The sequence below is a fragment of the Streptomyces alboniger genome, assembly GCF_008704395.1.
GTDB lineage: Bacteria > Actinomycetota > Actinomycetes > Streptomycetales > Streptomycetaceae > Streptomyces > Streptomyces alboniger.
The window spans coordinates 2,020,121-2,045,273 of the sequence record NZ_CP023695.1 but is presented as its reverse complement, the minus strand read 5'-3'; the positions used below and the strand labels follow the sequence as shown (position 1 = coordinate 2,045,273).

Annotated in this window: 25 protein-coding genes; 14 read left to right on the top strand and 11 right to left on the bottom strand. The window is 71.1% G+C overall.

The window, feature by feature from the left end; genetic code table 11:
- Positions 1-10: 10 nt before the first annotated feature.
- Positions 11-1,102, bottom strand: coding sequence for a mechanosensitive ion channel family protein (locus tag CP975_RS08990; protein ID WP_055528659.1), 1,092 nt, complete (start codon positions 1,100-1,102; stop codon positions 11-13).
- Positions 1,103-1,146: 44 nt separating this feature from the next.
- Here CP975_RS08990 and CP975_RS08985 point away from each other — a divergent pair, with 44 nt between their 5' ends.
- The gene (locus tag CP975_RS08985) at positions 1,147-1,716 is read left to right on the top strand and encodes a dienelactone hydrolase family protein (RefSeq protein WP_055528661.1); all 570 of its coding nucleotides are present in this window, start codon (positions 1,147-1,149) and stop codon (positions 1,714-1,716) included.
- Positions 1,717-1,759: 43 nt separating this feature from the next.
- Here CP975_RS08985 and CP975_RS08980 read toward each other — a convergent pair whose 3' ends face one another.
- The 4 genes from CP975_RS08980 to CP975_RS08965 form a co-directional block, all read right to left on the bottom strand.
- Positions 1,760-3,427, bottom strand: a complete 1,668-nt coding sequence (locus CP975_RS08980; protein WP_055528663.1) for an alkaline phosphatase D family protein — start codon at positions 3,425-3,427, stop codon at positions 1,760-1,762.
- A 99-nt stretch (positions 3,428-3,526) separates the two neighbouring features.
- Positions 3,527-4,345, bottom strand: a complete 819-nt coding sequence (locus CP975_RS08975) for a thioredoxin domain-containing protein (RefSeq protein ID WP_055528665.1) — start codon at positions 4,343-4,345, stop codon at positions 3,527-3,529.
- Positions 4,346-4,388: 43 nt separating this feature from the next.
- Positions 4,389-5,075 (bottom strand): hypothetical protein, encoded by a 687-nt coding sequence (locus tag CP975_RS08970; RefSeq protein WP_055528667.1) that lies wholly within the window; start codon positions 5,073-5,075, stop codon positions 4,389-4,391.
- A gap of 77 nt (positions 5,076-5,152) precedes the next feature.
- Positions 5,153-6,481, bottom strand: a complete 1,329-nt coding sequence (locus tag CP975_RS08965) for a DUF2252 domain-containing protein (protein ID WP_055528668.1) — start codon at positions 6,479-6,481, stop codon at positions 5,153-5,155.
- 180 nt (positions 6,482-6,661) lie between these two features.
- Between CP975_RS08965 and dnaE the strand changes: the two genes are divergently transcribed.
- Complete coding sequence (gene dnaE / locus CP975_RS08960; RefSeq protein WP_055528670.1) at positions 6,662-10,204, top strand: DNA polymerase III subunit alpha; 3,543 nt, start codon at positions 6,662-6,664, stop codon at positions 10,202-10,204.
- Between the two features lie 81 nt (positions 10,205-10,285).
- On the opposite strand, the gene CP975_RS08955 is transcribed toward dnaE, so the two are convergent.
- Complete coding sequence (locus CP975_RS08955; protein ID WP_125512277.1) at positions 10,286-10,465, bottom strand: hypothetical protein; 180 nt, start codon at positions 10,463-10,465, stop codon at positions 10,286-10,288.
- Positions 10,466-10,799: 334 nt separating this feature from the next.
- Between CP975_RS08955 and CP975_RS08950 the strand changes: the two genes are divergently transcribed.
- From CP975_RS08950 to CP975_RS08935, 4 genes are all read left to right on the top strand, one after another.
- Entirely contained in the window at positions 10,800-12,041 is a 1,242-nt protein-coding gene (locus CP975_RS08950) for an NYN domain-containing protein (protein WP_150476737.1), read from the top strand.
- Positions 12,042-12,104: 63 nt separating this feature from the next.
- A complete protein-coding gene (locus CP975_RS08945) occupies positions 12,105-13,139 on the top strand; it encodes an ABC transporter ATP-binding protein (protein ID WP_208835550.1) in 1,035 nt (344 codons plus the stop codon).
- A 115-nt stretch (positions 13,140-13,254) separates the two neighbouring features.
- Positions 13,255-14,079 (top strand): ABC transporter permease, encoded by an 825-nt coding sequence (locus CP975_RS08940; protein WP_150476736.1) that lies wholly within the window; start codon positions 13,255-13,257, stop codon positions 14,077-14,079.
- A gap of 87 nt (positions 14,080-14,166) precedes the next feature.
- On the top strand, positions 14,167-14,811 hold the full coding sequence (locus CP975_RS08935; protein ID WP_150476735.1) for a DUF2567 domain-containing protein: 645 nt from the start codon (positions 14,167-14,169) through the stop codon (positions 14,809-14,811).
- 37 nt (positions 14,812-14,848) lie between these two features.
- Here CP975_RS08935 and CP975_RS36755 read toward each other — a convergent pair whose 3' ends face one another.
- The 5 genes from CP975_RS36755 to CP975_RS08915 all read right to left on the bottom strand — a co-directional run bounded on the left by CP975_RS36755 (position 14,849) and on the right by CP975_RS08915 (position 19,114).
- The gene (locus tag CP975_RS36755; protein WP_466215574.1) at positions 14,849-14,923 is read right to left on the bottom strand and encodes a hypothetical protein; all 75 of its coding nucleotides are present in this window, start codon (positions 14,921-14,923) and stop codon (positions 14,849-14,851) included.
- 95 nt (positions 14,924-15,018) lie between these two features.
- Complete coding sequence (gene ybaK, locus CP975_RS08930) at positions 15,019-15,516, bottom strand: Cys-tRNA(Pro) deacylase (protein WP_150476734.1); 498 nt, start codon at positions 15,514-15,516, stop codon at positions 15,019-15,021.
- 30 nt (positions 15,517-15,546) lie between these two features.
- A complete protein-coding gene (locus CP975_RS08925; RefSeq protein ID WP_150476733.1) occupies positions 15,547-16,293 on the bottom strand; it encodes an LON peptidase substrate-binding domain-containing protein in 747 nt (248 codons plus the stop codon).
- A 2-nt stretch (positions 16,294-16,295) separates the two neighbouring features.
- Positions 16,296-17,273, bottom strand: coding sequence for a hypothetical protein (locus CP975_RS08920; RefSeq protein ID WP_150477824.1), 978 nt, complete (start codon positions 17,271-17,273; stop codon positions 16,296-16,298).
- 326 nt (positions 17,274-17,599) lie between these two features.
- Entirely contained in the window at positions 17,600-19,114 is a 1,515-nt protein-coding gene (locus tag CP975_RS08915; protein ID WP_246201757.1) for an oxidoreductase, read from the bottom strand.
- A 223-nt stretch (positions 19,115-19,337) separates the two neighbouring features.
- Here CP975_RS08915 and hisD point away from each other — a divergent pair, with 223 nt between their 5' ends.
- From hisD to hisF, 8 genes are read left to right on the top strand one after another with little or no spacing between them, the layout of a single operon-like run.
- A complete protein-coding gene (gene hisD, locus CP975_RS08910; protein WP_055527436.1) occupies positions 19,338-20,660 on the top strand; it encodes a histidinol dehydrogenase in 1,323 nt (440 codons plus the stop codon).
- Positions 20,657-21,778: a histidinol-phosphate transaminase gene (locus CP975_RS08905; protein ID WP_055527438.1), complete on the top strand. Its 1,122-nt coding sequence runs from the start codon at positions 20,657-20,659 to the stop codon at positions 21,776-21,778. Before hisD ends, CP975_RS08905 begins: the two co-directional genes overlap by 4 nt.
- Complete coding sequence (gene hisB / locus CP975_RS08900) at positions 21,775-22,368, top strand: imidazoleglycerol-phosphate dehydratase HisB (protein WP_055527440.1); 594 nt, start codon at positions 21,775-21,777, stop codon at positions 22,366-22,368. The genes CP975_RS08905 and hisB overlap by 4 nt, the downstream gene beginning before the upstream one ends.
- A gap of 3 nt (positions 22,369-22,371) precedes the next feature.
- On the top strand, positions 22,372-22,536 hold the full coding sequence (locus CP975_RS34980; protein ID WP_055527442.1) for a hypothetical protein: 165 nt from the start codon (positions 22,372-22,374) through the stop codon (positions 22,534-22,536).
- A 17-nt stretch (positions 22,537-22,553) separates the two neighbouring features.
- Complete coding sequence (gene hisH, locus CP975_RS08895; protein WP_055527443.1) at positions 22,554-23,195, top strand: imidazole glycerol phosphate synthase subunit HisH; 642 nt, start codon at positions 22,554-22,556, stop codon at positions 23,193-23,195.
- Positions 23,192-23,929, top strand: a complete 738-nt coding sequence (gene priA, locus CP975_RS08890; RefSeq protein ID WP_055527444.1) for a bifunctional 1-(5-phosphoribosyl)-5-((5-phosphoribosylamino)methylideneamino)imidazole-4-carboxamide isomerase/phosphoribosylanthranilate isomerase PriA — start codon at positions 23,192-23,194, stop codon at positions 23,927-23,929. The genes hisH and priA overlap by 4 nt, the downstream gene beginning before the upstream one ends.
- Positions 23,926-24,321: a Rid family hydrolase gene (locus CP975_RS08885; protein ID WP_055527445.1), complete on the top strand. Its 396-nt coding sequence runs from the start codon at positions 23,926-23,928 to the stop codon at positions 24,319-24,321. The genes priA and CP975_RS08885 overlap by 4 nt, the downstream gene beginning before the upstream one ends.
- Entirely contained in the window at positions 24,318-25,073 is a 756-nt protein-coding gene (gene hisF / locus CP975_RS08880; RefSeq protein ID WP_030783967.1) for an imidazole glycerol phosphate synthase subunit HisF, read from the top strand. Before CP975_RS08885 ends, hisF begins: the two co-directional genes overlap by 4 nt.
- Positions 25,074-25,153 lie beyond the last annotated feature (80 nt).

Sequence of the window (25,153 nt, the reverse complement as noted above, 5' to 3'; positions counted from 1 at the left end):
GCCGGGCAGCTCAGCCGCGGCCGGTCCGCGGCGCCTTCGGGGCGAGGTGCAGCGGGCGGTGGCCGTTCGGCGCGGGTTCCGCCGAGGCCGTGGTGACCTTCGGCAGTGCGTACGGATGCTTCTCGGTCAGCCACTGCACCATCTGCTCGCGCACCGTGACCCGGACGGTCCAGATGTCGTCCGCGTCCTTCGCGGTGACCAGGGCGCGGACCTGCATCGTGCTCGGCGTCGTGTCCGTGACCGCGAGGCCCCAGTCCCTGCCGTCCCACGCCGCGCAGTCGCGCAGGATGTCGCGGAGCTTGTCGCGCATCTGGTGGACCGGCGCCGAGTGGTCCAGATGGAAGAAGACCGTGCCGGTCATCTGCGCGCCGCCGCGGGACCAGTTCTCGAAGGGTTTCGACGTGAAGTACGACACGGGCATCGTGATCCGGCGCTCGTCCCAGGTGCGTACCGCGAGGAAGGTCAGGGTGATCTCCTCGACGGTGCCCCACTCGCCGTCCACCACGACGGTGTCACCGATCCGCACCATGTCGCCGAAGGCGATCTGGAGGCCCGCGAAGAGGTTGCCGAGGGTGGACTGGGCCGCGACACCGGCGACGATGCCGAGGATGCCGGCCGAGGCCAGCAGCGAGGTGCCGGCCGCCTGCATGGCGGGGAAGGTCAGCAGCATCGCCGCGGCCGCCACGACACCCACGATCGCGGAGAGCACCCGCTGGATGAGGGTCACCTGCGTACGGACCCTGCGGACGCGGGCCGGATCGCGGTGGACCGTGGCGTAGCGGGCGTACGAGGACTCGACTATCGCCGTGGCGATCCGCACCACCAGCCAGGCCGCGGAGCCGATGAGGACGAGCGAAAGGATCCGCCCGATGGCCGCCGAGTGGTCCTTGGCGAGCTGGGCCTGGCCGTAGAAGCCTCTCAGCAGAGCGGTGCACAGGACGATGTGCAGGGGCACGCGGCAGCGGCGTAGCAGCCCCCACAGCGGGGTGTCGTGACGCCGTTCGTCGGCCCTGCGCAGAGCGAAGTCGACCAGCCAGCCGACCACCACTGTGAGCACGACCGAGCCGCCGATCACGATCAACGGACGCAGTACGTTCTCCATGCCTCCGAGGGTAGGGGTACCGAAGTGGATGGCACGATGGCCCCATGAACATCATGCTTTTCCACTCGACGTACGGGCTGCGGCCCGCGGTGCACGCGGCGGCGGACCGGCTGCGCGCCGAGGGGCACGAGGTGTGGACCCCGGATCTGTTCGGCGGCCGCACGTTCGACGACGTCGAGGCCGGAAGGGCCTTCCAGGACGAGATCGGCAAGGACGAACTCCTGAAGCGGGCGATTCTCGCCGCCGCCCCCTACTCCGAGCGCGGTCTCGTCTACGCGGGCTTCTCCCTCGGCGCCGCGACCGCCCAGACCCTCGCGCTCGGTGACGCGAAGGCGCGCGGTCTGCTGCTCCTGCACGGCACGTCCGACATCGCGGAGAACGCGTCCGTGGACGAGCTGCCGGTGCAGCTGCACGTGGCGGAGCCCGACCCGTTCGAGACGGACGACTGGCTGAGCGCCTGGTACCTCCGGATGGGCCGGGCCGGGGCCGATGTGGAGATCTACCGCTACGCGGGAGCGGGACACCTCTTCACCGACCCGGGCCTCGACGACTACGACGCCGATGCCGCGGAGAAGACGTGGCGCACGGCGATCGGTTTCCTGGAGACGCTCTGAGGGGGCCGGGCGGGGCTGCTTGGCGGCCCCGCCCGGGGACGGGTCAGCGCACCGGCTCGCGTACCCGCTCGACCTCCTGCGTGCCGCTGAGCGTGCGGTACGAACGGACCCAGGACGAGGTCGCGTCGGGGTCGGTCCGGTCGGAGAGCGCGTAGTAGTCCATCTGCGAGCGCTCGGCGGTGACGTCGAGGACGCCGTAGCCGTGCGAGTCCATGTCCAGCCACTTCACATGGCGGTTGGCCGCCTTGAGGGTGGTCGCGGCCGCCAGGGACACCGTGTGCGGGGCGACGCCGAGCAGGTCGTCGATGTTGTCGGAGCTGACCGAGGTGACGACGAACTCGGTGGCGGCCGAGGGGCTCAGCGGATACGTGGCCGCCCTGACCGGTACGTCGTTCGCCCAGGCCATGTGGATGTCGCCCGTCAGGAAGACGGTGTTGCGGATGTCGTTGTCGCGCAGGTGGGAGATGAGTTCCCTGCGGTCGTCCGTGTAGCCGTCCCACTGGTCCACGTTGATGGCGATGCCCTCCTGGGGCAGGCCGAGCAGCTTCGCGAGCGGCTTGAGGAGATGGGCAGGCAGGGCGCCGAAGGCGACCGGCGAGATCATCACCGACGTGCCGACCAGTTTCCAGGCGGCGTCCGAGGACGCGAGGCCCGACTTCAGCCAGTCGAGCTGCGCGCGGCCGGTGAGCGTACGGTCCGGGTCGTCCACCGCGCCGCTGCCGGTGCCCGCCTGCTGGGAGCGGAAGGAGCGCAGGTCGAGCAGGTGCAGGTCGGCCAGCTTGCCGAAGCGGACGCGGCGGTAGACGGTGCCCTCGGTGGACGGGCGTACCGGCATCCACTCGAAGTAGGCCTGCTTGGCCGCCGCCACGCGTTCCGCCCAGGCCCCCTCGGTCTCGGGGGAGTGGTTCCCCGCGCCGCCCTGCCAGGCGTTGTCGGCGAACTCGTGGTCGTCCCAGATCGCGATGACCGGGTGCGTGGCGTGCATCGCCTGCGCGTCCCGGTCGGTCTTGTGGACGCCGTGCCGGGTGCGGTAGTCGGCGAGCGTGACGATCTCGTGCCGGGGCTCGTGCTGACGTACGACGTTCTCGGCCCGCGGGTACTCGCCGCTCGGGTACTCGTAGAGGTAGTCCCCGAGGTGCAGGACCGCGTCCAGTTCGGTGCGGGCCGCGAGGTGGCGGTACGCCGAGAAGTAGCCGGCCTCCCAGTTCGCGCAGGACACCACACCGAAGCGGACGCCGTGAGCGGAGGCGTCGTGCGCGGGGGTGGTGCGGGTGCGGCCCACGGGGGAGTGCACCGGGGAGGCATCGCCCACGGAGAAGCGGAAGTAATAGGTGGTCGCCTGGCGCAAGCCCCTTACGTCGGCTTTGACCGTGTGGTCGGAGGCGGCCCGCGCGGTGGTGGAGCCACGGCTGACGACTCTGGAGAAGCCCTTGTCCTCGGCTATCTCCCACCTCACCTCGGTGTCGGGCCCCTTGCCGGATCCGGGCACGGCGTCCGGCGCGGGCGTCACCCGGGTCCAGAGCAGGACACCGTCGGGCAGCGGGTCCCCCGAGGCGACGCCGTGGTGGAAGGCGGGGGCGTCGGCGGCGTGTGCGGGGGCGGCGGCGAGCGGGGCGCCGAGCGCGGCGGTGGCGGCTGCGGCCTTGACGACCGTACGGCGGCTCGGGGCCACGGAGTTGAGCGCCTGCTGAAGATCAGTTCGACTGGTCACGGACGATCACCATACTGATCGGTAAGCCAAAGAGCGGGCGAACTCCGTGAGTTCGCCCGCTCTTTCCCCGTGGGCCGGGTAACCGACTCCGGCCCCGGGTCAGCCCTTGAGGGCCTTGTCGACCACGGTCTTGAAGTCCTTCGCCGTGCTCGGCGCGTTCTTCGAGCCGGGAGCGGTCAGCTGCTTGCCGTCCATGACGAGGGAGGGCGTGCCCCTGACGCCGTCCTTGTTGTCGTCGAACTTCTCCGACATCTCCAGGGCCCAGCGGTCGAAGGTCCCGTCCTTGACGTCCTTCTTGAAGGACGCGCTCTTCTTCAGCTCGGGGACCTCGTCGGCGATCTTCAGGAGGTAGGAGTCGTTCTTGAACTTGTCGTCCTGCTCGGCGGGGTGGTTCTTCGCCGAGTACAGCGCCTTCTTGAACGCGAGGAACGCGTCGTCGCTGACGTTCAGCGCCGCGCCCATCGCGCTCAGGGCGTTCCTGGAGCCCTCGCCGGGGATGCCGTTGTCGAGGAAGGTGGCGCCGACGAACTGGAGCTTGTACTTGCCGTCCTTCAGGTCCTTCTCGATGGTCGGGCCGACAGCCTGCTCGAAGCCGGCGCAGACCGGGCAGCGCGGGTCCTCGTAGAGCTTGAGGGTCTTCTTCGCCGAGTCCTTGCCGAGAACGACCGTCGTGCCGTTCGCGCCCGAGGTGTTCGCGGGCTTGACCAGCTTGTCGTCCTTCGCGGCGTCCCAGTAGCCGGGCTTGTTGGCCTCCATCACGGCGTAGCCGACGCCGCCGGCGATCGCGAGGACGCCGACGATCGAGACACCGACGATCACCGCGCGCTTGCGCTTCTCGCGCTTGCGCTCGGCCTCCTGCTGAGCGCGGATCCGCTCGCGGGCGGCGGACTTGGCGGCCTGGCTGTTGCGCTTGCTCATGATCTTTTTCTCCGTGTGGGTGAACTGCGTGGGGATCTCGTGCTCAGGCGAAGGCGGCCGAGCACGGCGGTCCACGCCGCCCCACGAAGTGCACCAGCAGGCGCGCGCGCGTGACCCGCGCCCGGCGCTCGGGGCGCGGCAGGCGGCGTACGGGTGTGCGCGGGGCGGTCACCGAGGCGACCGCGATCAGGAGCGGCCGGAACGTGGCCCCGGCGACCGCGCGCAGCAGCTGGGCCAGCGCCCGCTCCCCGCGCCGCAGCCAGCCGGCGGCCAGGAGGCCCACGCCGACGTGCGCCCCGAGCAGCAGCCAGGCGGCGCCGGGGTCGGCGTCGGCGAGCAGCGCGGCGGCGCCGCCGTGGCCGTCCGCGGTCATCCGGGCCAGCGGCGTCCCGACGGGCGTACCGCCGCACAGCACGTCGAAGCCGACGGAGCGCAGCGGACCCGCCACCGGGCCGCCCGCCTCGCCGTAACAGACGTGCTGGCCCGCGGTGAACACCGTGTCGGCGGCCAGTTCGAGGGGAATCAGCAGGGCGGCGATCCGCCCGAAGCCCCGCTCGTGGCCCGCCAGCGCGTACGCGATGACGAAGACGGCGGCGGCGACAGCCGTGACGGTCGCCAGCGGCAGGGGGACCCGGGACAGCAGCACGTGCGACGCGGCGGAGAGCGTCACGACGAGCGCCGTGAAGAGCGCCGCGCGTACGGCTCTGAGCTGGGTCCCGGATATGTCCATCGCGGAGGAGTGTGCCACGTGTTCCCGTAGGAGGTCCCTAAAGGGTGCCTATGAGTTCCACATTGGGCCGCGGACGCTTACAGACCTGGAATCCGACCGTTACGGAACAGGTCGACGAAGATCTGGTGGTCTTCCCGCGCGCGTGCGCCGTAGCTGTGCGCGAAGTCGACGAGCAGGTCCCCGAAGCCGGCCTCGTCGGCGGCGATCGCGGCGTCGATGGCGCGCTCCGTGGAGAACGGCACCAGGTCCGAGTGGCCGCTCTCGTCGTCCGCCGCCGCGTGCATCGTGGCGGTGGCACGGCCGAGGTCGGCGACGACCGAGGCGATCTCCTCCAGGTCGTCGATGTCCGACCAGTCCAGGTCCACCGCGTACGGCGAGACCTCGGCGACCAGCTGGCCCGCGCCGTCCAGCTCGGTCCAGCCCAGCCACGGGTCGGCGTGCGCCTGGAGCGCGCGCTGCGAGATGACCGTGCGGTGCCCCTCGTGCTGGAAGTAGCCCCGCACCGCCGGGTCCGTGATGTGCCGGGAGACCGCCGGGGTCTGCGCCTGCTTGAGGTAGATCACGACGTCGTTCTCCAGCGCGTCGCTGTTGCCCTCGAGGAGGATGTTGTACGAGGGCAGGCCCGCGGAGCCGATGCCGATGCCGCGCCGGCCCACGACGTCCTTCACGCGGTAGGAGTCGGGGCGGGTGAGCGAGGACTCCGGCAGCGTCTCCAGATAGCCGTCGAAGGCCGCGAGGACCTTGTAGCGCGTGGCGGCGTCCAGCTCGATGGAGCCGCCCCCGGGCGCGAAGCGGCGCTCGAAGTCGCGGATCTCGGTCATCGAGTCGAGCAGTCCGAAGCGGGTCAGGGAGCGCGCGTCGCGCAGCGCGTCCAGAAGGGCGCCCTGGGCGGTGTCCAGCGTGAAGGGCGGCACCTCGTCGCTCTTGGCGCCCGTCGCCAGGTCGTGGATGCGCTCGCGGTACGCCGCGGCGTAGGTCCGCACCAGGTCGGAGATCTGGCCGTCGCTGAGCGCCTTGGAGTAGCCGATCAGGGCCACGGAGGCGGCGAAGCGCTTCAGGTCCCAGGTGAAGGGGCCGACGTACGCCTCGTCGAAGTCGTTCACGTTGAAGATCAGGCGGCCCTGGGCGTCCATGTACGTGCCGAAGTTCTCCGCGTGCAGGTCGCCGTGGATCCACACCCGGCCCGTACGGTCGTCCAGATACGGTCCGCCGTGCTGCTCGCGCTCCAGGTCGGCGTAGAACAGGCAGGCCGTGCCGCGGTAGAACGCGAAGGCGGAGGAGGCCATCTTCCGGAACTTCACCCGGAACGCGGCGGGGTCCGCGGCAAGCAGCTCGCCGAAAGCGGTGCCGAAGACGGCGAGGATCTGCTCACCGCGCTGATCGGCCGTGGGCTGCGGGACGGACATCGCTGGGTGCCTCCTGATGCGGGGTGGTACGTGACATTCGGGACAGGGCTCTCGACCGGTCCAACGCACGACCGTACCCCCGAGTGCCCGCCCGCTGTCAGTGCCCCGGATTAGACTTCGTCGCTGTCCCCCCAGACTGCCCGCAGCCTGTCGCCCACCGTTCTCCGGAGGCCTCCCGCCGTGACCAAGCCGCCCTTCACGCACCTGCACGTCCACACGCAGTACTCGCTTCTGGACGGTGCCGCGCGGCTCAAGGACATGTTCAACGCGTGCAATGAGATGGGCATGACGCATATCGCGATGTCCGACCACGGCAACCTGCACGGCGCGTACGACTTCTTCCACTCGGCGCAGAAGGCGGGCGTGACGCCGATCATCGGCATCGAGGCGTACGTCGCCCCGGAGTCGCGGCGCAACAAGCGGAAGATCCAGTGGGGCCAGCCGCACCAGAAGCGCGACGACGTGTCGGGTTCGGGTGGTTACACCCACAAGACGATCTGGGCGGCGAACAAGACGGGCCTGCACAACCTCTTCCGCCTCTCCTCCGACGCGTACGCGGAAGGCTGGCTGCAGAAGTGGCCGCGCATGGACAAGGAGACGATCTCCCAGTGGTCGGAGGGCCTCATCGCCTCCACGGGGTGCCCGTCGGGGGAGCTCCAGACGCGGTTGCGCCTCGGGCAGTACGAGGAGGCGCGGAAGGCCGCCGGTGAGTACCAGGACATCTTCGGCAAGGACCGGTACTTCCTGGAGCTGATGGACCACGGCATCGAGATCGAGCGCCGGGTCCGTGACGACCTGTTGAAGATCGGCAAGGAGCTGGGGATCCCGCCGCTGGTCACGAACGACTCGCACTACACGTACGCGCACGAGTCGACCGCCCACGACGCCCTGCTGTGCATCCAGACCGGCAAGAACCTCTCGGACCCGGACCGCTTCCGGTTCGACGGCACCGGCTACTACCTGAAGTCCACGGACGAGATGTACGCCATCGACTCCTCGGACGCGTGGCAGGAGGGCTGCCGCAACACCCTCCTGGTCGCCGAGCAGATCGACACCACGGGGATGTTCGAGAAGCGCGACCTGATGCCGAAGTTCGACATCCCCGAGGGCTTCACCGAGGTCACCTGGTTCCAGGAGGAAGTCCGGCGCGGCATGGAGCGCCGCTATCCGGGAGGTGTCCCCGAGGACCGGCAGAAGCAGGCCGAGTACGAGATGGACATCATCATCCAGATGGGCTTCCCGGGGTACTTCCTCGTGGTCGCCGACTTCATCATGTGGGCGAAGAACAACGGCATCGCGGTGGGCCCGGGCCGAGGCTCCGCGGCCGGTTCGATCGTGGCGTACGCCATGGGCATCACCGACCTCGACCCGATCACGCACGGCCTGATCTTCGAGCGGTTCCTCAACCCCGAGCGCGTCTCCATGCCCGACGTCGACATCGACTTCGACGAGCGCAGGCGCGTCGAGGTGATCAGGTACGTGACGGAGAAGTACGGCGCCGACAAGGTCGCCATGATCGGCACGTACGGCAAGATCAAGGCGAAGAACGCCATCAAGGACTCCGCGCGCGTGCTCGGATATCCGTACGCGATGGGCGACCGCCTCACCAAGGCGATGCCCGCCGACGTCCTCGGCAAGGGCATCGACCTCGACGGCATCACCAACCCCACCCACCCGCGCTACAGCGAGGCGGGCGAGATCCGGGGGATGTACGAGAACGAGCCGGACGTGAAGAAGGTCATCGACACCGCCAAGGGTGTGGAGGGCCTGGTCCGGCAGATGGGCGTGCACGCGGCCGGCGTGATCATGTCCAGCGAGCCGATCGTCGACCACGCCCCGATCTGGGTGCGGCACACCGACGGCGTGACCATCACGCAGTGGGACTACCCCCAGTGCGAGTCGCTCGGCCTGCTCAAGATGGACTTCCTGGGCCTGCGCAACCTCACCATCATGGACGACGCGGTCAAGATGGTGCGGGCCAACAAGGGCGTCGACCTGGAGATGCTCTCCCTCCCGCTGGACGACCCGAAGACCTTCGAACTGCTCTGCCGCGGTGACACGCTCGGCGTCTTCCAGTTCGACGGCGGCCCGATGCGCTCGCTGCTGCGCCAGATGCAGCCCGACAACTTCGAGGACATCTCCGCCGTCTCGGCCCTGTACCGGCCGGGCCCGATGGGCATGAACTCGCACACGAACTACGCCGAGCGCAAGAACGGCCGCCAGGAGATCACGCCGATCCACCCGGAGCTCGAAGAGCCCCTGAAGGAGACGCTGGGCCTGACCTACGGCCTCATCGTGTACCAGGAGCAGGTGCAGAAGGCCGCCCAGATCGTCGCGGGCTACAGCCTCGGCGAGGCCGACATCCTGCGCCGCGTGATGGGCAAGAAGAAGCCCGAGGAGCTGGAGAAGAACTTCGTCCTCTTCCAGGCGGGCGCCCGGAAGAACGGCTACTCCGACGAGGCCATCCAGGCGCTGTGGGACGTCCTGGTCCCCTTCGCCGGCTACGCCTTCAACAAGGCGCACTCCTCCGCGTACGGCCTGGTCACCTACTGGACCGCCTACCTCAAGGCGAACTACCCGGCCGAGTACATGGCCGCGCTGCTCACCTCGGTGAAGGACGACAAGGACAAGTCGGCCGTCTACCTCAACGAGTGCCGCCGCATGGGCATCAAGGTCCTCCCGCCGAACGTGAACGAGTCCGTGCACAACTTCGCCGCCCAGGGCGACGACGTGATCCTCTTCGGCCTGGAGGCGGTCCGCAACGTCGGTACGAACGTGGTGGAGTCGATCATCCGCTCGCGCAAGGCGAAGGGGAAGTTCACCTCCTTCCCCGACTACCTCGACAAGGTCGAGGCGACCGCCTGCAACAAGCGCACCACCGAATCGCTCATCAAGGCGGGCGCGTTCGACACCATGGGGCACACCCGCAAGGGCCTGACCGCGCAGTACGAGCCGATGATCGACAACGTGGTCGCGGTGAAGAGGAAGGAAGCCGAGGGTCAATTCGACCTCTTCGGCGGCATGGGCGAGGAGTCCGGCGGCGACGAGCCGGGCTTCGGGCTCGACGTGGAGTTCTCCGAGGACGAGTGGGAGAAGACCTACCTGCTCGCCCAGGAGCGGGAGATGCTCGGGCTCTACGTCTCCGACCACCCGCTCTTCGGCCTGGAGCACGTGCTCTCCGACAAGGCCGACGCGGGGATCGGACAGCTCACCGGCGGTGACTTCTCCGACGGCTCGGTCGTCACCATCGGCGGCATCATCTCCGGCCTCCAGCGCAAGATGACCAAGCAGGGCAACGCCTGGGCCATCGCCACCGTCGAGGACCTCGCCGGTTCCATCGAGTGCATGTTCTTCCCAGCGACGTACCAGCTGGTCTCGACCCAACTCGTCGAGGACGCGGTGGTCTTCGTCAAGGGACGCCTCGACAAGCGCGAGGACGTGCCGCGGCTCGTCGCGATGGAGCTCCAGGTCCCCGACCTGTCGAACGCGGGCACCAACGCGCCCGTGGTGATCACCATCCCGACCGTCAAGGTGAGCCCGCCGATGGTCCACCGCCTCGGCGAGGTCCTCAGCCACCACCGCGGCAACAGCGAGGTGCGGATCAAGCTCCAGGGGGCGCAGAAGACCACGGTGCTGCGGCTCGACCGGCACCGCGTCAAGCCGGACCCGGCGCTCTTCGGCGATCTGAAGGTGCTGCTCGGCCCGTCCTGCCTGGCGGGCTGAGACCGCCCCCGGCCCGAGGCGGGCAGAGCATGAGGGGCGCACCCGGATCGGGTGCGCCCCTCATGTGTGCCTCAATGTGCGTCAGTTGTGGCCGAAGCGGCGCTGGTGCTTACGGGCAACATCAGCGGGGCTGCCCTGAGCCTGCGACTCCATCGGCGACTGGGCCTCGGCGGCGGCCGACTTGGCCTGCTCCGATGCCTGCTCGGCCGCCGAGGCGCGGTTCTCCTGGCTGCCCTGCTTGCGATTCTTGTTCTTGGCCATGGTGATCTTCCTCCTGAGGGGGATCCGGGGGCCATGACGCGACCAGACTCACATATGCCGACAGACCGCGCATTTCGGATAATTACCGTGCGTGATAAGGGCTGTCCCGGAGTGATGCGCCGATGCGCCACGCCGAAGATCGAGTTCCGCCCGTTAACCTCCGCCAGGTCGGGCAGACTCGAAGCAAACCCGACGCGGCCCCGCACCCGCACCCCTGATTCGTTCTCGTCACAGGGTGTGTTCGCGGGCCTTCTAGGGAACGTCCAGGAACCTCCGGACACTTTCAGGAACTTCCCGGAACGCCGGAGACCTCCAGGGAAAGAGGGTGGATCGCGTGGACCGCTGCATCGTCCTGGTGGACGCCGGGTATCTGCTGGGTGCCGCCGCGAGTCTGCTCGCGGGGGAACCCTCCAGGTCCCGGATCACCGTCGACCACGCCGCCCTGATCCAGGGCCTGCGCGAGCGCGCGGAGTCCGACACCCAGCGTCCGCTGCTGCGGATCTACTGGTTCGACGGCGCCCCCGACCGCGTACCGCAGCCCGAGCACCGGCGGCTGCGCGTCATGCCGCGCGTGACGGTCAGGCTCGGAGCCCTGACCCGCAGCGACGGGCGGTGGGCGCAGAAGGGCGTGGACGCCGCCATGCACGCCGAGCTGACCGAGCTGGCCCGCAACCGCGCCTGCTCCGACATCGTGCTCGTCACCGGCGACGGGGATCTGCTGCCCGGCATGATGGCCGCCAAGGAGCACGGCGTCGCCGTCCACCTGTGGGCCGTACAGGCCGCAGACGGGGACTACAACCAGTCGGAGGACCTGGTCGCCGAGGCCGACGAGCGGCGCGTCCTCGACCGGGCGTGGATCACCAAGGCCGTACGCCCCAAGGAGCTCACCGGCATCTGCGCGCCGTCGCCCGCGCCGCGCCCCGAGATCGCCGCGATCCTCTCCGCACCGCTCCCGGAGTCCGCTCTCGCCGCCGCCGCGCAGCGCGCCGAGGAGGAGGCAGCCCCCGCCCGGCACGCCGACGCCGCGTCCAACGGCCGGGAGTCCGGCGAGCACCGCGTCCCCCCGGGCAAGGGCGTGCCCACCCCCAAGGACCTGGCCGCCCTGCGCGGCCCCGGCACCCAGCCCCCGCAGCCCCCCACGAGCGCGACGCTGCGCTGGTCCTCCGACAAGGGCTGGGTCGAGAGGCCCGGAGGCGCGCCCGAGGGCCCCGAAGCCGCGGCCCTGCCCACCCTCGCCCAGCTGACGACGGCCGAGCAGCGCTGGGCGGACCGGGAGGAGGACATCACCACGGTCGGCGGCGACCCTTTTGAGGTGGGACAGGTGTTCGCCCGACGGTGGATGGCGCGCCTGCCCGAACAGCACAACCTCCAGAAGCTCTCGACGATGTACCCGCGCATCCCGCACCGCATCGACGGCGAGCTGCTGCGCTACGCCGCACGGTTCGGCCTGCTCGCGCACAAGGACGACCAGATCGACGAGCACGACCGGTACGCGATCCGGGCCGGCTTCTGGCGGGAGGTCGACGCGCGGACAGCCGCCGAACACGCGCCTGCGGGGGACCGGGCAGGTGACTGATACGGGGCGTACGGGGCGCCCCGGGCGTCATCCGCGCCCGCCGACCCCGTAGTCTCGTCCTTCGTGAGTACGCGCCCCGCACCGGCAGTCCGACAGGGACTCCGTCAGGAACACGGCATCGACGCCGTCTGCGCGGTGGGCGACCTGGTCAAGACCTACCCCGCCGCCCGAGGCAGGCGAGGCAGGCCCGCGACGCCCGAGGTCCGCGCCACCGACGGCATCTCCCTGACGGTCCGGCGCGGGGAGATCTTCGGTCTGCTCGGGCCCAACGGCGCAGGCAAGTCCACCCTCGTACGCCAGCTGACCGGGCTGATGCGGCCCGACAGCGGCACGGTCGACATCCTCGGCCACGACATCGTGCGCCACCCCGAGCGGGCGGCGCGGATCCTCGCCTACCTCGGGCAGGAGTCCACGGCGCTCGACGAGCTGACCGTGTCACTGGCCGTCGAGACCACCGGGCGACTGCGGGGACTCGACGTGCACCGGGCGCGGGCCGAGCGGGACGCGGTCCTCGAAGAGCTGGGGCTCACCCCGCTGGCCTCGCGGCCGCTGAAGAAGCTTTCCGGCGGGCAGCGGCGGCTCGCCTGCTTCGCCACCGCGTTGGTGGGGGAGCGGCCGCTGCTCGTCCTGGACGAACCGACCACCGGCATGGACCCCGTCGCGCGCCGTGCCGTGTGGGCGGCGATCGACCGGCGTCGGGCCGAGCGCGGGACGACCGTGCTGCTCGTCACGCACAACGTCATCGAGGCGGAGACCGTGCTGGACCGGGTCGCCGTACTCGACCGGGGCAAGGTCATCGCCTGTGACAGTCCGGCCGGGCTCAAGGAGCAGGTCGCCGACGAGGTACGGGTGGAGCTGGTGTGGCGGGAGCGCGCGCCGCTCGGCGTCCCCGAGGTGGCCGCGCTCCGCTCCTTCGCCGTCGAGTCGGGACGGCGGTGGTCCCTGCGGCTCGCGCCCGAGGAGGCCCGGGCCGCTGTCGCGGCGGTCACCGGCGGGAGCGCCTTCGCCGCGCTGGACGACTTCACTGTGGCCACGCCCAGTCTTGAGGACGTCTATCTCGCGTTGGGCGGGAGCGGGCGAGGGTTGGTGAAGGCGTGACTCATGTTGAGGGCTTGCGGGGGCCGGGTTCGAGGGGCCGGGTCGGACGGGGCCGTATCGCCTCCGATGTGAGTGGTGTGTGTAAGGACCGGGATCTGACCAGGAGGGGCGTTCGGTGAGCGCGGTTCCTTTGGAAGCTGCCGTGCGGGCCGACAGCGCGCACGCGGAGCAGGGCGTCGAGGGCCCCGCGGCGCTCGGCCCACGGGCCCGGCTGTTCCCGGCGCTCTCCGCCGTCTACCGCGCCCAGCTCTCCCGCGCGCGGGTCGCGCGGATACCGCTGCTCTTCGTGGCGACCTTCCAGTCCGTCGGCATCATGATCCTGATGCGCGGCGTCGTGGACGGCGGCGGCGAGGCCCGTGCCGTCGTGGCCGGGTCCTCCGTGCTCGTCGTCGCGTTCGTCGCGCTCAACCTGCTCGCGCAGTACTTCGGGCAGCTCCGCGCCGACGGCGGGCTCGACCACTACGCCACGCTGCCCGTGCCGCCCGCCGCCGTGGTGCTGGGCGCCGCGGCCGCGTACGCCTCCTTCACGGTCCCCGGCACCCTCGTCACGGCGATCGTCGGCTGCGGGCTCTTCGGCCTGCCGCTCACGCACCTGTGGGTGCTCGCCGCGGTGATCCCGCTCGCGGGGGCCGCCCTCGCGGGGCTCGGCGCCGCGCTCGGTCTGCTCGCGCCCCGGCCCGAACTGGCCACGCTGCTCGGCCAGATGGGCATGTCCGCGGCGCTGCTCCTCGGCGTGCTCCCGGCCGAGCGGATGCCGACACTGCTTCAGTACGCGCGAGACCTGCTGCCTTCCACGTACGGCGTGGAGGCCTTCGCCCGTACGTTCGGGCCGAACCCCGACTGGGCCGTCGTCGCCCTCGATCTGGCGGTCTGCGCGGGGGTCGGTGTCGCCTCGCTCGCCGTGGCCACCTGGGCGTACCGCCGGGCCGCCGTCCGCTGACGCGGCGCACCATCGAAAAGGGGTGGCGCGCGGCGCTTCGGTGAGGGGCGGCGGCCGGGAGAGGGGTAGGCCTGGCACGATGTGTGGGTGACCGCACCGCTGACTCCCTCCCAACCGCCGCACGACCGACCCGCGAGCGACCCCTGGCAGGCACCCGCGCAGCCGTGGGGGGCGATGCCTCCTCACGGCCACGAGGAGGATGGGCCCGGCATGAAGAAGGAACTGCTGCAAGCCGCAGCGATCTTGGTCGTGGTGGCTCTCAGCGGCTTGGTGCTCGGTGCGCTGTGGCTCGGGTTCGCGCCGCGCATCCCGCTCATCTCGGACGGCGAGGCGGTGTACCTCAAGGACACCGAGGGCGAGCAGGCGATCGGTGTCGACGGAACGTTCACTCTGTTCGCGCTCGGCTTCGGACTCGTCAGCGGCGTGGCCGCCTTCCTGGTGCGCAGGAGCGGGGGCGTCCCGATGGTGGTGGCCCTCGCGCTGGGCAGCCTGCTGGGTGCCCTGCTGGCCTGGAAGGCCGGGGCCCTGTTCGGCCCCGACACGGACGTCGTCGCGCACGCCAAGGCCGTCGGCAAGGGCGTGGTCTTCAACGCCCCCGTGGAACTCAAGGCCAAGGGCACGCTCCTCGCCTGGCCGGTGGCCGCGCTGGCCGTCCACCTCGGCCTCACCGGGCTGTTCGGGCCGCGGGACCCGGAGCCGTACGCGGTGCCCTACGAGGAGCGGGTCCCCTGAGCGGGGCCAAGCGGGGCCAAGCCGGGACTGTGCGGGGCTAGGCGGGGCGTTTCCCGTGGTTGGCCTTGCGCTTCTTCGCCCGCCACTTCCGCATGCGCGTCTTCTTCGACATGCCTTGGGTTACTAGTCCCGCCCCGCCCGGGTGTCGAGGGCACTTTCACGTCGGTCGTGAGAGGCCGCGAGAAGGACGCCGTGGCGAGGGGAGCTTCAGGCCCTGCCGATCGGCGCCAGCACCGCTCCCGTGAGTTCCGCCAGGTCGCCCGGCGCCAGCTCGACCTCCAGCCCCCTGCGGCCCGCCGAGACGCAGATCGTGGCGTGCGCCGACGCCGAGTCGTCCAGGACCGTGCGCAGCCTCTTGCGCTGGCCGAGCGGGGAGATGCCGCCGCGCACATAGCCCGTCGTGCGCTCCGCGGCCGCCGGATCGGCCATCACCGCGCGCTTGCCGGACACCGCGGCGGCCAGCGCCTTCAGGTCCAGGGTGCCCGCGACGGGGACGACGGCGACGGTCAGTTCGCCGTCGACCTCGGCGACGAGCGTCTTGAAGACCCGGTCGGGGGAGACACCCATCGCCTCGGCGGCCTCCTCGCCGTACGAGGGATGGGCGGGGTCGTGCTCGTAGGCGTGGACCGTGAAGGCGGTGCCGACCGCGGTGAGCGCCACCGTCGCCGGGGTGCCGGCCGCCTGTTTCTTCTGCTTCTTCGCCAAGGTGTTCGCCTTACGTGCTCAGGGCGTACGTCAGTTGAGGCTGGTCGTCCCGCGCGTCAGTTCCGTCGCGGGCAGCGAGGGCAGATTACGGATGATCGCGGTCTCCGCGCGCAGCAGTTTCAGCTCGTCCCGCAGCCGTGCCGCGGTGTCCGGCGCCTCCAGGAGCCGCTGCTTGGTCGGGGTGTCGAGGACGGCCGCCGCGGCGACCAGGTACGACACCACGGACGGCTCGTCCGGCAGCTCGGCCCCCGTCGTCAGTGAACGCTCCCGCGCTCCGGCCAGCCGCTTCTGGTAGGCGCGGAAGGCGCGCAGGACGCCCTCCGCGAGCGTGCCCGCCCCCTCGCCCGGCTCCTCCGGCACCTCCTCGACCTCCGCGGTGAGGAACGCGCCCGAGGCGTCGACCGAGTGGATCCGCACCCGCGTCGTGCCGGTGGCGAGCACCTCGAAGCCGCCGTCGGCGCGCTCCCTGATCGTCGCCGCGTCCGCCACGCAGCCCACGGTGTGGAAAGCCTTGAGCGGATCGTCGCCGAAGCCCGCGGCGGGCCCGTGCTCGGGCGCCGCCGTCTGGTCGGGGAGGCCGGGAGCGCTGGGCGCCACCTCCAGGCCGTCGCGGATGGCGACGACGGCGAACTGGCGCTGCTCCTCCTCGGGGGTCTTGAGCAGGTCGCGCATCATGGCGCGATATCGCTCCTCGAAGACGTTCAGCGGCAGGACGAGGCCGGGGAACAGCACCGAGTTGAGCGGAAAGAGCGGAAGCCGGGTGGTCACGACCGGCAAGCCTAATGCTCGTCGGAGCGGACGGGTCCGCGCGGCGGCCGCAGCGGGGTCATCGACGCCACTTCGATGCGTACGCCGTCGCGCAGTTCCAGGAACTGGCCGAGTGGATCGTCGGCCATCCGGTCCCAGGGGAAGGACGTGGCGTACGGGCCGATCAGGCGCAGCTGTTCGAGGGCGTCGTCCCAGCGCTCCAGGCGGACCAGCACGTACGTGAGGAGGTTGCGGACCTCGGCGGGCCAGGGGTCGGCGGCCTCGTACTCCCGGGAGAGACCGATCGCGAGGTCGGCCGCCGCGTCCAGGCGCTCGCGCGGGATGCCCAGGGAATGCGAGGGGCTGGTGAGGTAGGCGAAGGCGGCCCGCGCCGGAAGGACCTGTATCAACGAGCCGGGCAGCGCGTCGGAGGCGGCGCGCTCGGCGAAGTCGAAGCACTCGCGGTGCGAGCCGTACCAGGCGGCGGAGAGGTACTGGAGGGCCGAGGCGTGGCAGCCGTAGTGGTACGAGGAGCGGCGCACCGCCTCCTCCCACAGCTGTTCGAAGGCGGTGTGCGAGGCGTGTGTGCCGCGCGCGTGGTCGAGGGCTATCCGCCACGGCACCGGGTCGCGCGGGTCGGCCTCGGCGGCGGCGGTGAGCAGCGGGCCCATCTCGCGCAGCAGCTCGGCGCGGGCCGGGGACTCCCAGCCGCGGACGACGGCCAGCTCGGCCTTGACGAGCAGGGCGTCCGGGTCGTGCGGGGACGCGCAGAGCCAGTCGTCGAACCACTCGGGGCGGGAGCGGGCGAAGGCGGCGAGCCGGGTGGTGTAGCGGTCGCGGTTCTCCCACTCGGCGGCCTCGCGGGTGGTGGCGAGCAGCTTGGCCGCCGGGCCGTGGTCGCCCCGGCCCGCGGCGACGAGTGCGGGGGCGAGCCGCTCGTCGGGCACGTCGAGGAGTACTTCCTCGTCCGGCGGCAGCCCGGCGGCGAGCCGCGGGGTGTGCCGGACCATGCGGGCGGTACGGATGAAGGCACGCAGCACCGTGCCCTCCTTTGCGCCTCAACCGGCGCCGCTCGCGCGCGGGGACCGGTCACCGTCGTGGTTGCTCAATTGTTGGTTGCGCAGGGATGACGGTCAAAGGGCGGGGAAGGTTGCCTGTGGCCGGATAACGGTTCAGCGGCGGCCTTCCACCACCCAGAACCGGCCCGAGACCGGAGCCTGCACAGGGCGCGGGCCCCGCCAGGGGCGCCGTCCGCGCCCTTCGGGGGGCCCCGGCCCGGGTGGTCCGCCCCGCCTGGCCCCCGCCGGGGTCACAGGCCCGCCCCCAGCCGCCCCCCTCAGTTGCGCCGCAGCAGCCGTGTCGCGCCCGCCGCTACCGTCGTCGCCAGGACCCAGCCGAGCAGGATCAGCGCCGTCGAGAACCACTGCCAGCCGCCGCGCAGCTGCCAGTAGCTGTCCTGGCCGAGGTTGATCACGGGCAGCAGCAGGTCGAGGGAGAAGAGCGCCGGGTTCCAGTGCGGGTGTTCGCCCGGTTTGATCGCCGGGTGGTCCGCGTGCGAGAACGCCACCGCGCTGATCGCCCACAGCACGGCCATCCAGACCGCCGCGCGGCCGGGGCGGTAGCCGTACGCGACCGTCCAGTCCTGCGCGTACCCCCACAGCTTCGCCGCCAGCGGCAGCGTCTCGCGGCGCCGGCGCTGCTTGGCGAGGAGGACCTCGCGGGCGTCGGCGTCCTCGCCGCCGTTGCGCAGGACGGCGGCCAGTTTCTCGTACGGCTCGGGGTTGTACTCGGCGGTCGCGGCCGCCACCCAGCTCAGCCGTTGGGAGAGCGGGAAACTGCCCAGCGGGACGAGGTTCTCGTAGGTGAAGCCGCCCATCTGGAGGCCGCCGGGCCCGGGCCAGCTGGCCGCCTTGTCGATGAGGTTGACGACCTTGGCGCCGGACAGGACGACCTTGCCGCGCTGCGGCGCCTCGCCGAGGAAGCGCAGCTCGGGCGTCTGGACGCGGCGCAGCGAGATCTCCTGGTCGTTCTGGAGCACGAAGCGGGCCTGCGCGAAGTCGATGGCGTCGCCGAACCGGCCGTCGTCCAGACGGATGCCGCCCTCGCACTCGAAGCGCTGCACGCGCGTGCCGCGCGCCGGCGTCATGCCACTGGTCTGCGGCGGATTGCCGACGGCGGCCGGGGTCAGATACAGCGTGCGCTCGACCGTCAGCTGCGGGGCGTTGAACGCGTGCCGCCCGTACTGGTTGATGAGCCTGCTGCCGCGCAGGCTCAGCGAGACGCCGATCTTCGCGCCGCGCAGGCTCAGTTCGCCGTGCGACTCCATCATCTCGGCCTGGAGGTCCTGCCCGACGGCGAGGCCGTCACCGGTGATCGAGCGGCCGCGCCGGTCGCGGTAGACCACCGCCTGGTTCAGGAGCAGGTCCGTGCCGATCTGGGCGTCGGTGAGGCGGATGCCGTTGTGGACCCGGCAGCGCGGCAGGTGCAGATCGCCCTCCGTGTGCAGCCGGGCCGCCTCGATGCGCGGGATCGAGCAGTCGACGAGCCGCAGCGTGGCGAAGCGGGACTCGGGGAGCACGACCTCCTTCTCGAAGCGGCAGTGCTTCATCTCCGTGTACGGCACGACCGTCCCGCCCGCGAGATCGAGCACGTCCGTGATCTGCACGCCCGCCAGCTTCAGCGAGGAGACCCGGCCCGCGAGCGCCGGCGGCCCGTCGAGCAGCAGCCAGCACACGATGCGCGCCCGCACACTGCGCTCGGGACCCCAGGGGTGCCCGCCGTGCGGATCGTCCACCGCCGCGTCGCCCGATCTGAGGTCGTAGACGCTGCCGTTGCGGAAGGCCTGCCACATGCCGATCTCCGCGGCGGTCAGCCCGTCCGGCGGGTCTCCGGCGCCCGCGTCGTCGACCACTTGCCTGTCCTCCCCGTCCGCCGTGCACTCTTGCCTCGTACACCTGTTTCATGCCCGCTCTGTGACCGGCTGAACGCTAGTGGTGAACGGCGTCTTCCGGGATCCATATCAGCCAGTGATACGGGCGACCGGGGTCGAAAGAAGGTCTGAGAGAATTGGCCATGTGATCTCTCGAATCGATCTGCGCGGCGACGCCCTCCCCGAGGGCCCCGCCCTGCGCGCCCTGCTGCCCCGTGCCGACTTCGACGTCGCGGCCGCCCTGGAGAAGGTGCGTCCCATCTGCGAAGACGTGCATCATCGCGGCGACGCGGCGCTGATCGAGTACGCGGAGAAATTCGACGGAGTGCGGCTCGACCAGGTCCGGGTTCCCGCCTCCGCCCTCAAGGAGGCCCTGGCCGGTCTCGACCCCGTCGTGCGCGAGGCGCTGGAGGAGTCGATCCGCCGCGCCCGCACCGTCCACCGCGAGCAGCGCCGCGCCCCGCACACCGTGCAGGTCGTCCCCGGCGGCAAGGTCACCGAGAAGTGGGTCCCGGTCGAGCGCGTCGGGCTCTACGCCCCCGGCGGCCGGTCCGTCTACCCCTCCTCCGTGATCATGAACGCGGTCCCGGCGCAGGAGGCGGGCGTCGCGTCGATGGCGCTCGCGTCCCCGCCGCAGGCCGACTTCGGCGGCCTCCCGCACCCGACGATCCTCGCCGCCTGCGCGCTGCTCGGCATCGACGAGGTGTACGCGGTCGGCGGGGCCCAGGCCGTCGCGATGTTCGCCTACGGCACCGAGACCTGCGCCCCCGCGAACATGGTCACGGGGCCGGGCAACATCTGGGTCGCCGCCGCCAAGCGGTACTTCACCGGACGCATCGGCATCGACACCGAGGCGGGCCCGACCGAGATCGCGGTCCTCGCCGACGACACCGCCGACCCGGCGCACGTCGCGTCCGACCTGATCAGCCAGGCCGAGCACGACCCGCTCGCGGCCGCGGTCCTCGTCACGGACTCCGTGGCGCTCGCGGACGCGGTCGAGAAGGAGCTTGCGCCGCAGGTCGCCGCGACCAAGCACGTCGAGGACCGGATCGTCCCGGCGCTGAGCGGTCGCCAGTCCGCGATCGTCCTGGTCGACGGCCTGGCGGAGGGCCTGCGGGTCGTCGACGCGTACGGCGCCGAGCACCTGGAGATCCAGACCGCCGACGCCGCCGCCGTCGCGGACCGCGTCAAGAACGCGGGCGCGATCTTCGTCGGTCCCTGGGCGCCCGTCTCCCTCGGCGACTACTGCGCGGGTTCCAACCACGTCCTGCCGACCGGCGGCTGCGCCTGCCACTCCTCGGGGCTGTCCGTCCAGTCCTTCCTGCGCGGCATCCACATCGTCGACTACACGCGCGAGGCCCTCGCGGACGTCGCGCACCACGTGGTGACGCTCGCCGAGGCGGAGGACCTGCCCGCCCACGGCGCGGCGATCAAGGCGAGGTTCGGATGGAAGGTGCCGGGCCAGTGAGCGACGTACGCATCGACGACCTCCCCGTCCGCGACGAGCTGCGCGGCAAGTCCCCCTACGGCGCGCCCCAGCTCGACGTACCCGTCCGCCTGAACACCAACGAGAACCCCTACCCGCTCCCCGAGCCGCTCGTCGAGCGCATCGCGGAGCGGGTCCGCGAGGCCGCCCGCGACCTCAACCGCTACCCCGACCGGGACGCGGTCGAGCTGCGCACCGAGCTGGCGCGCTACCTCACCCGCACCGGCGGTCACGAGGTCACGCTCGCCAACGTCTGGGCGGCCAACGGCTCCAACGAGGTCATCCAGCAGCTCCTCCAGACCTTCGGCGGGCCCGGCAGGACGGCCATCGGCTTCGAGCCGTCGTACTCGATGCACGGCCTGATCGCGCGCGGCACCGGCACGGACTGGATCCCGGGACCGCGCCACGACGACTTCACGATCGACGCCGAGGCGGCCACGAAGGCCATCGCCGAGCACCGGCCGGACGTCGTCTTCATCACGACGCCCAACAACCCCACGGGCAACACCGTTCCGGCCGAGACGGTCCTCGCGCTGTACGACGCCGCACAGGCCGCGAAGCCGTCCATCGTCGTGGTGGACGAGGCGTACGTCGAGTTCAGCCACGGCGACTCCCTGCTCCCCCTGATCGAGGGGCGGCCCCACCTCGTCGTCTCGCGGACCATGTCGAAGGCGTTCGGCGCGGCCGGTCTGCGCCTCGGCTACCTCGCCGCCCACCCGGCCGTCGTCGACGCCGTACAGCTGGTGCGCCTGCCGTACCACCTCTCGGCCGTCACCCAGGCCACCGCGCTCGCGGCCCTGGAGCACACGGACACGCTCCTGGGATACGTCGAGCAGCTCAAGGCGGAGCGCGACCGGCTCGTCGCCGAGCTGCGCGCGACGGGCTACGAGGTGACGGACTCCGACGCCAACTTCGTGCAGTTCGGGCGATTCGAAGGCGAAGGGGCTGCTCATGAGGTGTGGCAAAAGATCCTCGACCGGGGCGTCCTGGTCCGGGACAACGGCGTACCGGGATGGCTGCGGGTCACCGCCGGAACCCCCGACGAAAACGACGCGTTCCTCGATGCGGTACGCGAACTCAAGAAGGAGCAGGACGCATGAGCCGCGTAGGACGGGTCGAACGGACCACCAAGGAGACTTCCGTCGTCGTTGAGATCGATCTCGACGGCAGCGGCAAGGTCGACGTGTCGACCGGGGTCGGCTTCTACGACCACATGCTCGACCAGCTCGGCCGCCACGGCCTGTTCGACCTCACGGTCAAGACCGAGGGCGACCTGCACATCGACTCCCACCACACCATCGAGGACACCGCGCTCGCGCTCGGCGCCGCCTTCAAGCAGGCCCTCGGCGACAAGGTGGGCATCTACCGCTTCGGCAACTGCACGGTCCCGCTGGACGAGTCGCTGGCCCAGGTGACGGTCGACCTGAGCGGCCGCCCGTACCTCGTGCACACCGAGCCCGAGAAGATGGCGCCGATGATCGGCGAGTACGACACGACGATGACCCGGCACATCCTGGAGTCCTTCGTCGCCCAGGCGCAGATCGCCCTGCACGTCCACGTGCCCTACGGCCGCAACGCCCACCACATCGTGGAGTGCCAGTTCAAGGCCCTGGCCCGCGCCCTGCGGTACGCCTCCGAGCGCGACCCGCGCGCGGCGGGCATCCTTCCCTCCACGAAGGGCGCGCTGTAACCGATGACGGGCCTCAACACCATCCTCATCGTCGTCGGTCTCTTCCTGATCGGCGGCATCATCTCCTTCGTCAAGCAGGGGATGCCCAAGAGCCTGATCACGCTGCTGTCGATCGCCGCCGTGATGTGTCTGGCGGCGGGCATCCTGCGGCTCGACTACTGGAACTGACGGGAGGCGTACGACAGATGAGCACTCCCAAGAAGGTCGTCGTCTTCGACTACGGCTTCGGCAACGTCCGCTCCGCCGAGCGCGCCCTCGCGCGCGCGGGAGCCGACGTGGAGATAACGCGCGACTACGACAAGGCGATGAACGCCGACGGCCTCCTCGTGCCCGGCGTCGGCGCGTTCGCCGCCTGCATGAAGGGCCTCAAGGAAGCGCGCGGCGACTGGATCATCGGGCGCCGCCTCTCCGGGGGCCGCCCGGTGATGGGCATCTGCGTGGGCATGCAGATCCTCTTCGCGCGCGGCATCGAGCACGGCGTGGAGACCGAGGGCCTGGACGAGTGGCCCGGCGCGGTCGAGCCGCTGAAGGCCGAGATCGTCCCGCACATGGGCTGGAACACCGTCCAGGCGTCGGCCGGCTCCACGCTCTTCAAGGACCTGGACGACGACGCCCGCTTCTACTTCGTGCACTCCTACGCCGTGCACCACTGGTCCCTCGAAGTCGCGAACCCGGCGATGCGCGCCCCGCACGTCACCTGGTCCACGCACGGCGAGCCCTTCGTGGCGGCCGTCGAGAACGGCGCCCTGTGCGCCACGCAGTTCCACCCCGAGAAGTCCGGCGACGCCGGCGCCCAGCTCCTCACCAACTGGATCGGAACCCTGTGAGCATCCTCGAACTCCTTCCCGCCGTCGACGTCCGCGACGGCCAGGCCGTACGCCTCGTCCACGGCGAGTCCGGCTCGGAGACCTCCTACGGCTCCCCGCTGGAGGCCGCCCTCGCCTGGCAGCGGTCGGGCGCCGAGTGGCTGCACCTGGTCGACCTGGACGCGGCGTTCGGCACCGGTGACAACCGTGAGCTGATCGCCGAGGTCGCAGGAAGCCTCGCGGCCGACGGCATCAAGGTCGAGCTGTCCGGCGGCATCCGCGACGACGCCTCGCTGGCCGCCGCCCTCGCCACCGGCTGCACCCGCGTCAACCTCGGCACCGCCGCCCTGGAGACGCCCGAGTGGGTCGCCAAGGTCATCGCCGAGCACGGCGACAAGATCGCGGTCGGTCTCGACGTACGCGGTACGACGCTGCGCGGCCGCGGCTGGACCCGCGACGGCGGCGACCTCTACGAGACGCTTGAGCGCCTCGACTCCGAGGGCTGCGCGCGCTATGTCGTCACGGACATCGCCAAGGACGGCACGCTCCAGGGCCCCAACCTGGAGCTGCTGCGCGACGTGTGCGCGGCCACGGACCGCCCGGTGGTCGCCTCCGGCGGTGTCTCGTCGCTGGACGACCTGCGCGCGATCTCCGAGCTGGTCCCGCTGGGCGTCGAGGGCGCGATCGTCGGCAAGGCGCTGTACGCGAAGGCGTTCACGCTCGAAGAGGCGCTCGCCGCGGTGGCGTCCTCATGAGCGGCGTGCGGCGCGTGCAGAGCGGGAGCCCCTGGGAGGAGGCCTTCGGCTTCGCCCGCGCGGTCGAGGCAGGCGACCGGGTCGTGGTCGGCGGCACCACCTCCTTCAAGGGGGACATCCTGTACGGGGAGGGCGACCCCTACGAGCAGACGCGGGTCGCCATCGCCAACGCGCTGGAGGCGATCGGCCGGTTCGGGCTCGGCCCCGAGTCCGTGACCGCCGTACGCCTCCTCATCACCCACGCGCGGGACGTCGACGCGGTGGGCCGCGCGCACAAGGAGGCCTTCGACTCCGTGCGCCCGGTGATGACCATGGTGGTCGTGTCCGGCTTCGTCGACTCGCGCATCCTGGTCGAAGTGGAACTGGAAGCCTTCCGAGGAGCCCCCGCATGACGCTGGCAGTAAGGGTCATTCCCTGCCTCGACGTGGACAACGGCCGCGTCGTCAAGGGCGTCAACTTCCAGAACCTGCGCGACGCGGGCGACCCCGTCGAGATGGCCAAGGTGTACGACGCCGAGGGCGCCGACGAGCTGACCTTCCTGGACATCACCGCCTCGTCCGGCAACCGCGAGACGACGTACGACGTCGTCCGCCGCACCGCCGAGCAGGTCTTCATCCCGCTCACGGTCGGCGGCGGCGTGCGCACCGCCGAGGACGTCGACAAGCTCCTTCGCGCGGGCGCGGACAAGGTCGGCGTGAACACGGCCGCGATCGCCCGCCCCGACCTGATCCGCGAGATCGCCGAGCGCTTCGGACGCCAGGTGCTGGTGCTCTCGGTCGACGCCCGGCGTACGGCCGCCGGCTCCTTCGAGGTGACGACCCACGGCGGCCGGAAGTCCGCCGGGATCGACGCCGTCGAATGGGCGCACCGGGCCGCCGAGCTGGGCGCGGGCGAGATCCTGCTCAACTCGATGGACGCCGACGGCACCAAGGACGGCTACGACCTGGAGATGATCGAGGCCGTACGCAAGCACGTCACCGTCCCCGTCATCGCCTCGGGCGGAGCGGGCCGGCTGGAGCACTTCCCCCCGGCGATCGAGGCGGGCGCGGACGCGGTCCTCGCGGCCTCGGTCTTCCACTTCGGCGATCTGCGGATCGGCGAGGTGAAGGAGACGCTGCGGGAAGCGGGACATCCGGTGCGCTAGGCGGATCTTCGGATATTCGCCGCCCCGGACTTCGGGACGCCGCCACGGACTTCGGGCCGTGGCGGCGTCCGGCGTCCCTT

What these genes read in the sequence shown, in the direction of transcription:
- CP975_RS08990 (WP_055528659.1), bottom strand. Translation starts at nt 1,102, where the DNA reads ATGGAGAACGTACTGCGTCCGTTGATCGTGATCGGCGGCTCGGTCGTG.
- CP975_RS08985 (WP_055528661.1), top strand. Translation starts at nt 1,147, where the DNA reads ATGAACATCATGCTTTTCCACTCGACGTACGGGCTGCGGCCCGCGGTG.
- CP975_RS08975 (WP_055528665.1), bottom strand. Translation starts at nt 4,345, where the DNA reads ATGAGCAAGCGCAACAGCCAGGCCGCCAAGTCCGCCGCCCGCGAGCGG.
- CP975_RS08970 (WP_055528667.1), bottom strand. Translation starts at nt 5,075, where the DNA reads ATGGACATATCCGGGACCCAGCTCAGAGCCGTACGCGCGGCGCTCTTC.
- CP975_RS08965 (WP_055528668.1), bottom strand. Translation starts at nt 6,481, where the DNA reads ATGTCCGTCCCGCAGCCCACGGCCGATCAGCGCGGTGAGCAGATCCTC.
- CP975_RS08955 (WP_125512277.1), bottom strand. Translation starts at nt 10,465, where the DNA reads ATGGCCAAGAACAAGAATCGCAAGCAGGGCAGCCAGGAGAACCGCGCC.
- CP975_RS08920 (WP_150477824.1), bottom strand. Translation starts at nt 17,273, where the DNA reads ATGGTCCGGCACACCCCGCGGCTCGCCGCCGGGCTGCCGCCGGACGAG.
- CP975_RS08915 (WP_246201757.1), bottom strand. Translation starts at nt 19,114, where the DNA reads ATGTGGCAGGCCTTCCGCAACGGCAGCGTCTACGACCTCAGATCGGGC.
- hisB (WP_055527440.1), top strand. Translation starts at nt 21,775, where the DNA reads ATGAGCCGCGTAGGACGGGTCGAACGGACCACCAAGGAGACTTCCGTC.
- CP975_RS34980 (WP_055527442.1), top strand. Translation starts at nt 22,372, where the DNA reads ATGACGGGCCTCAACACCATCCTCATCGTCGTCGGTCTCTTCCTGATC.
- hisH (WP_055527443.1), top strand. Translation starts at nt 22,554, where the DNA reads ATGAGCACTCCCAAGAAGGTCGTCGTCTTCGACTACGGCTTCGGCAAC.
- CP975_RS08885 (WP_055527445.1), top strand. Translation starts at nt 23,926, where the DNA reads ATGAGCGGCGTGCGGCGCGTGCAGAGCGGGAGCCCCTGGGAGGAGGCC.
- hisF (WP_030783967.1), top strand. Translation starts at nt 24,318, where the DNA reads ATGACGCTGGCAGTAAGGGTCATTCCCTGCCTCGACGTGGACAACGGC.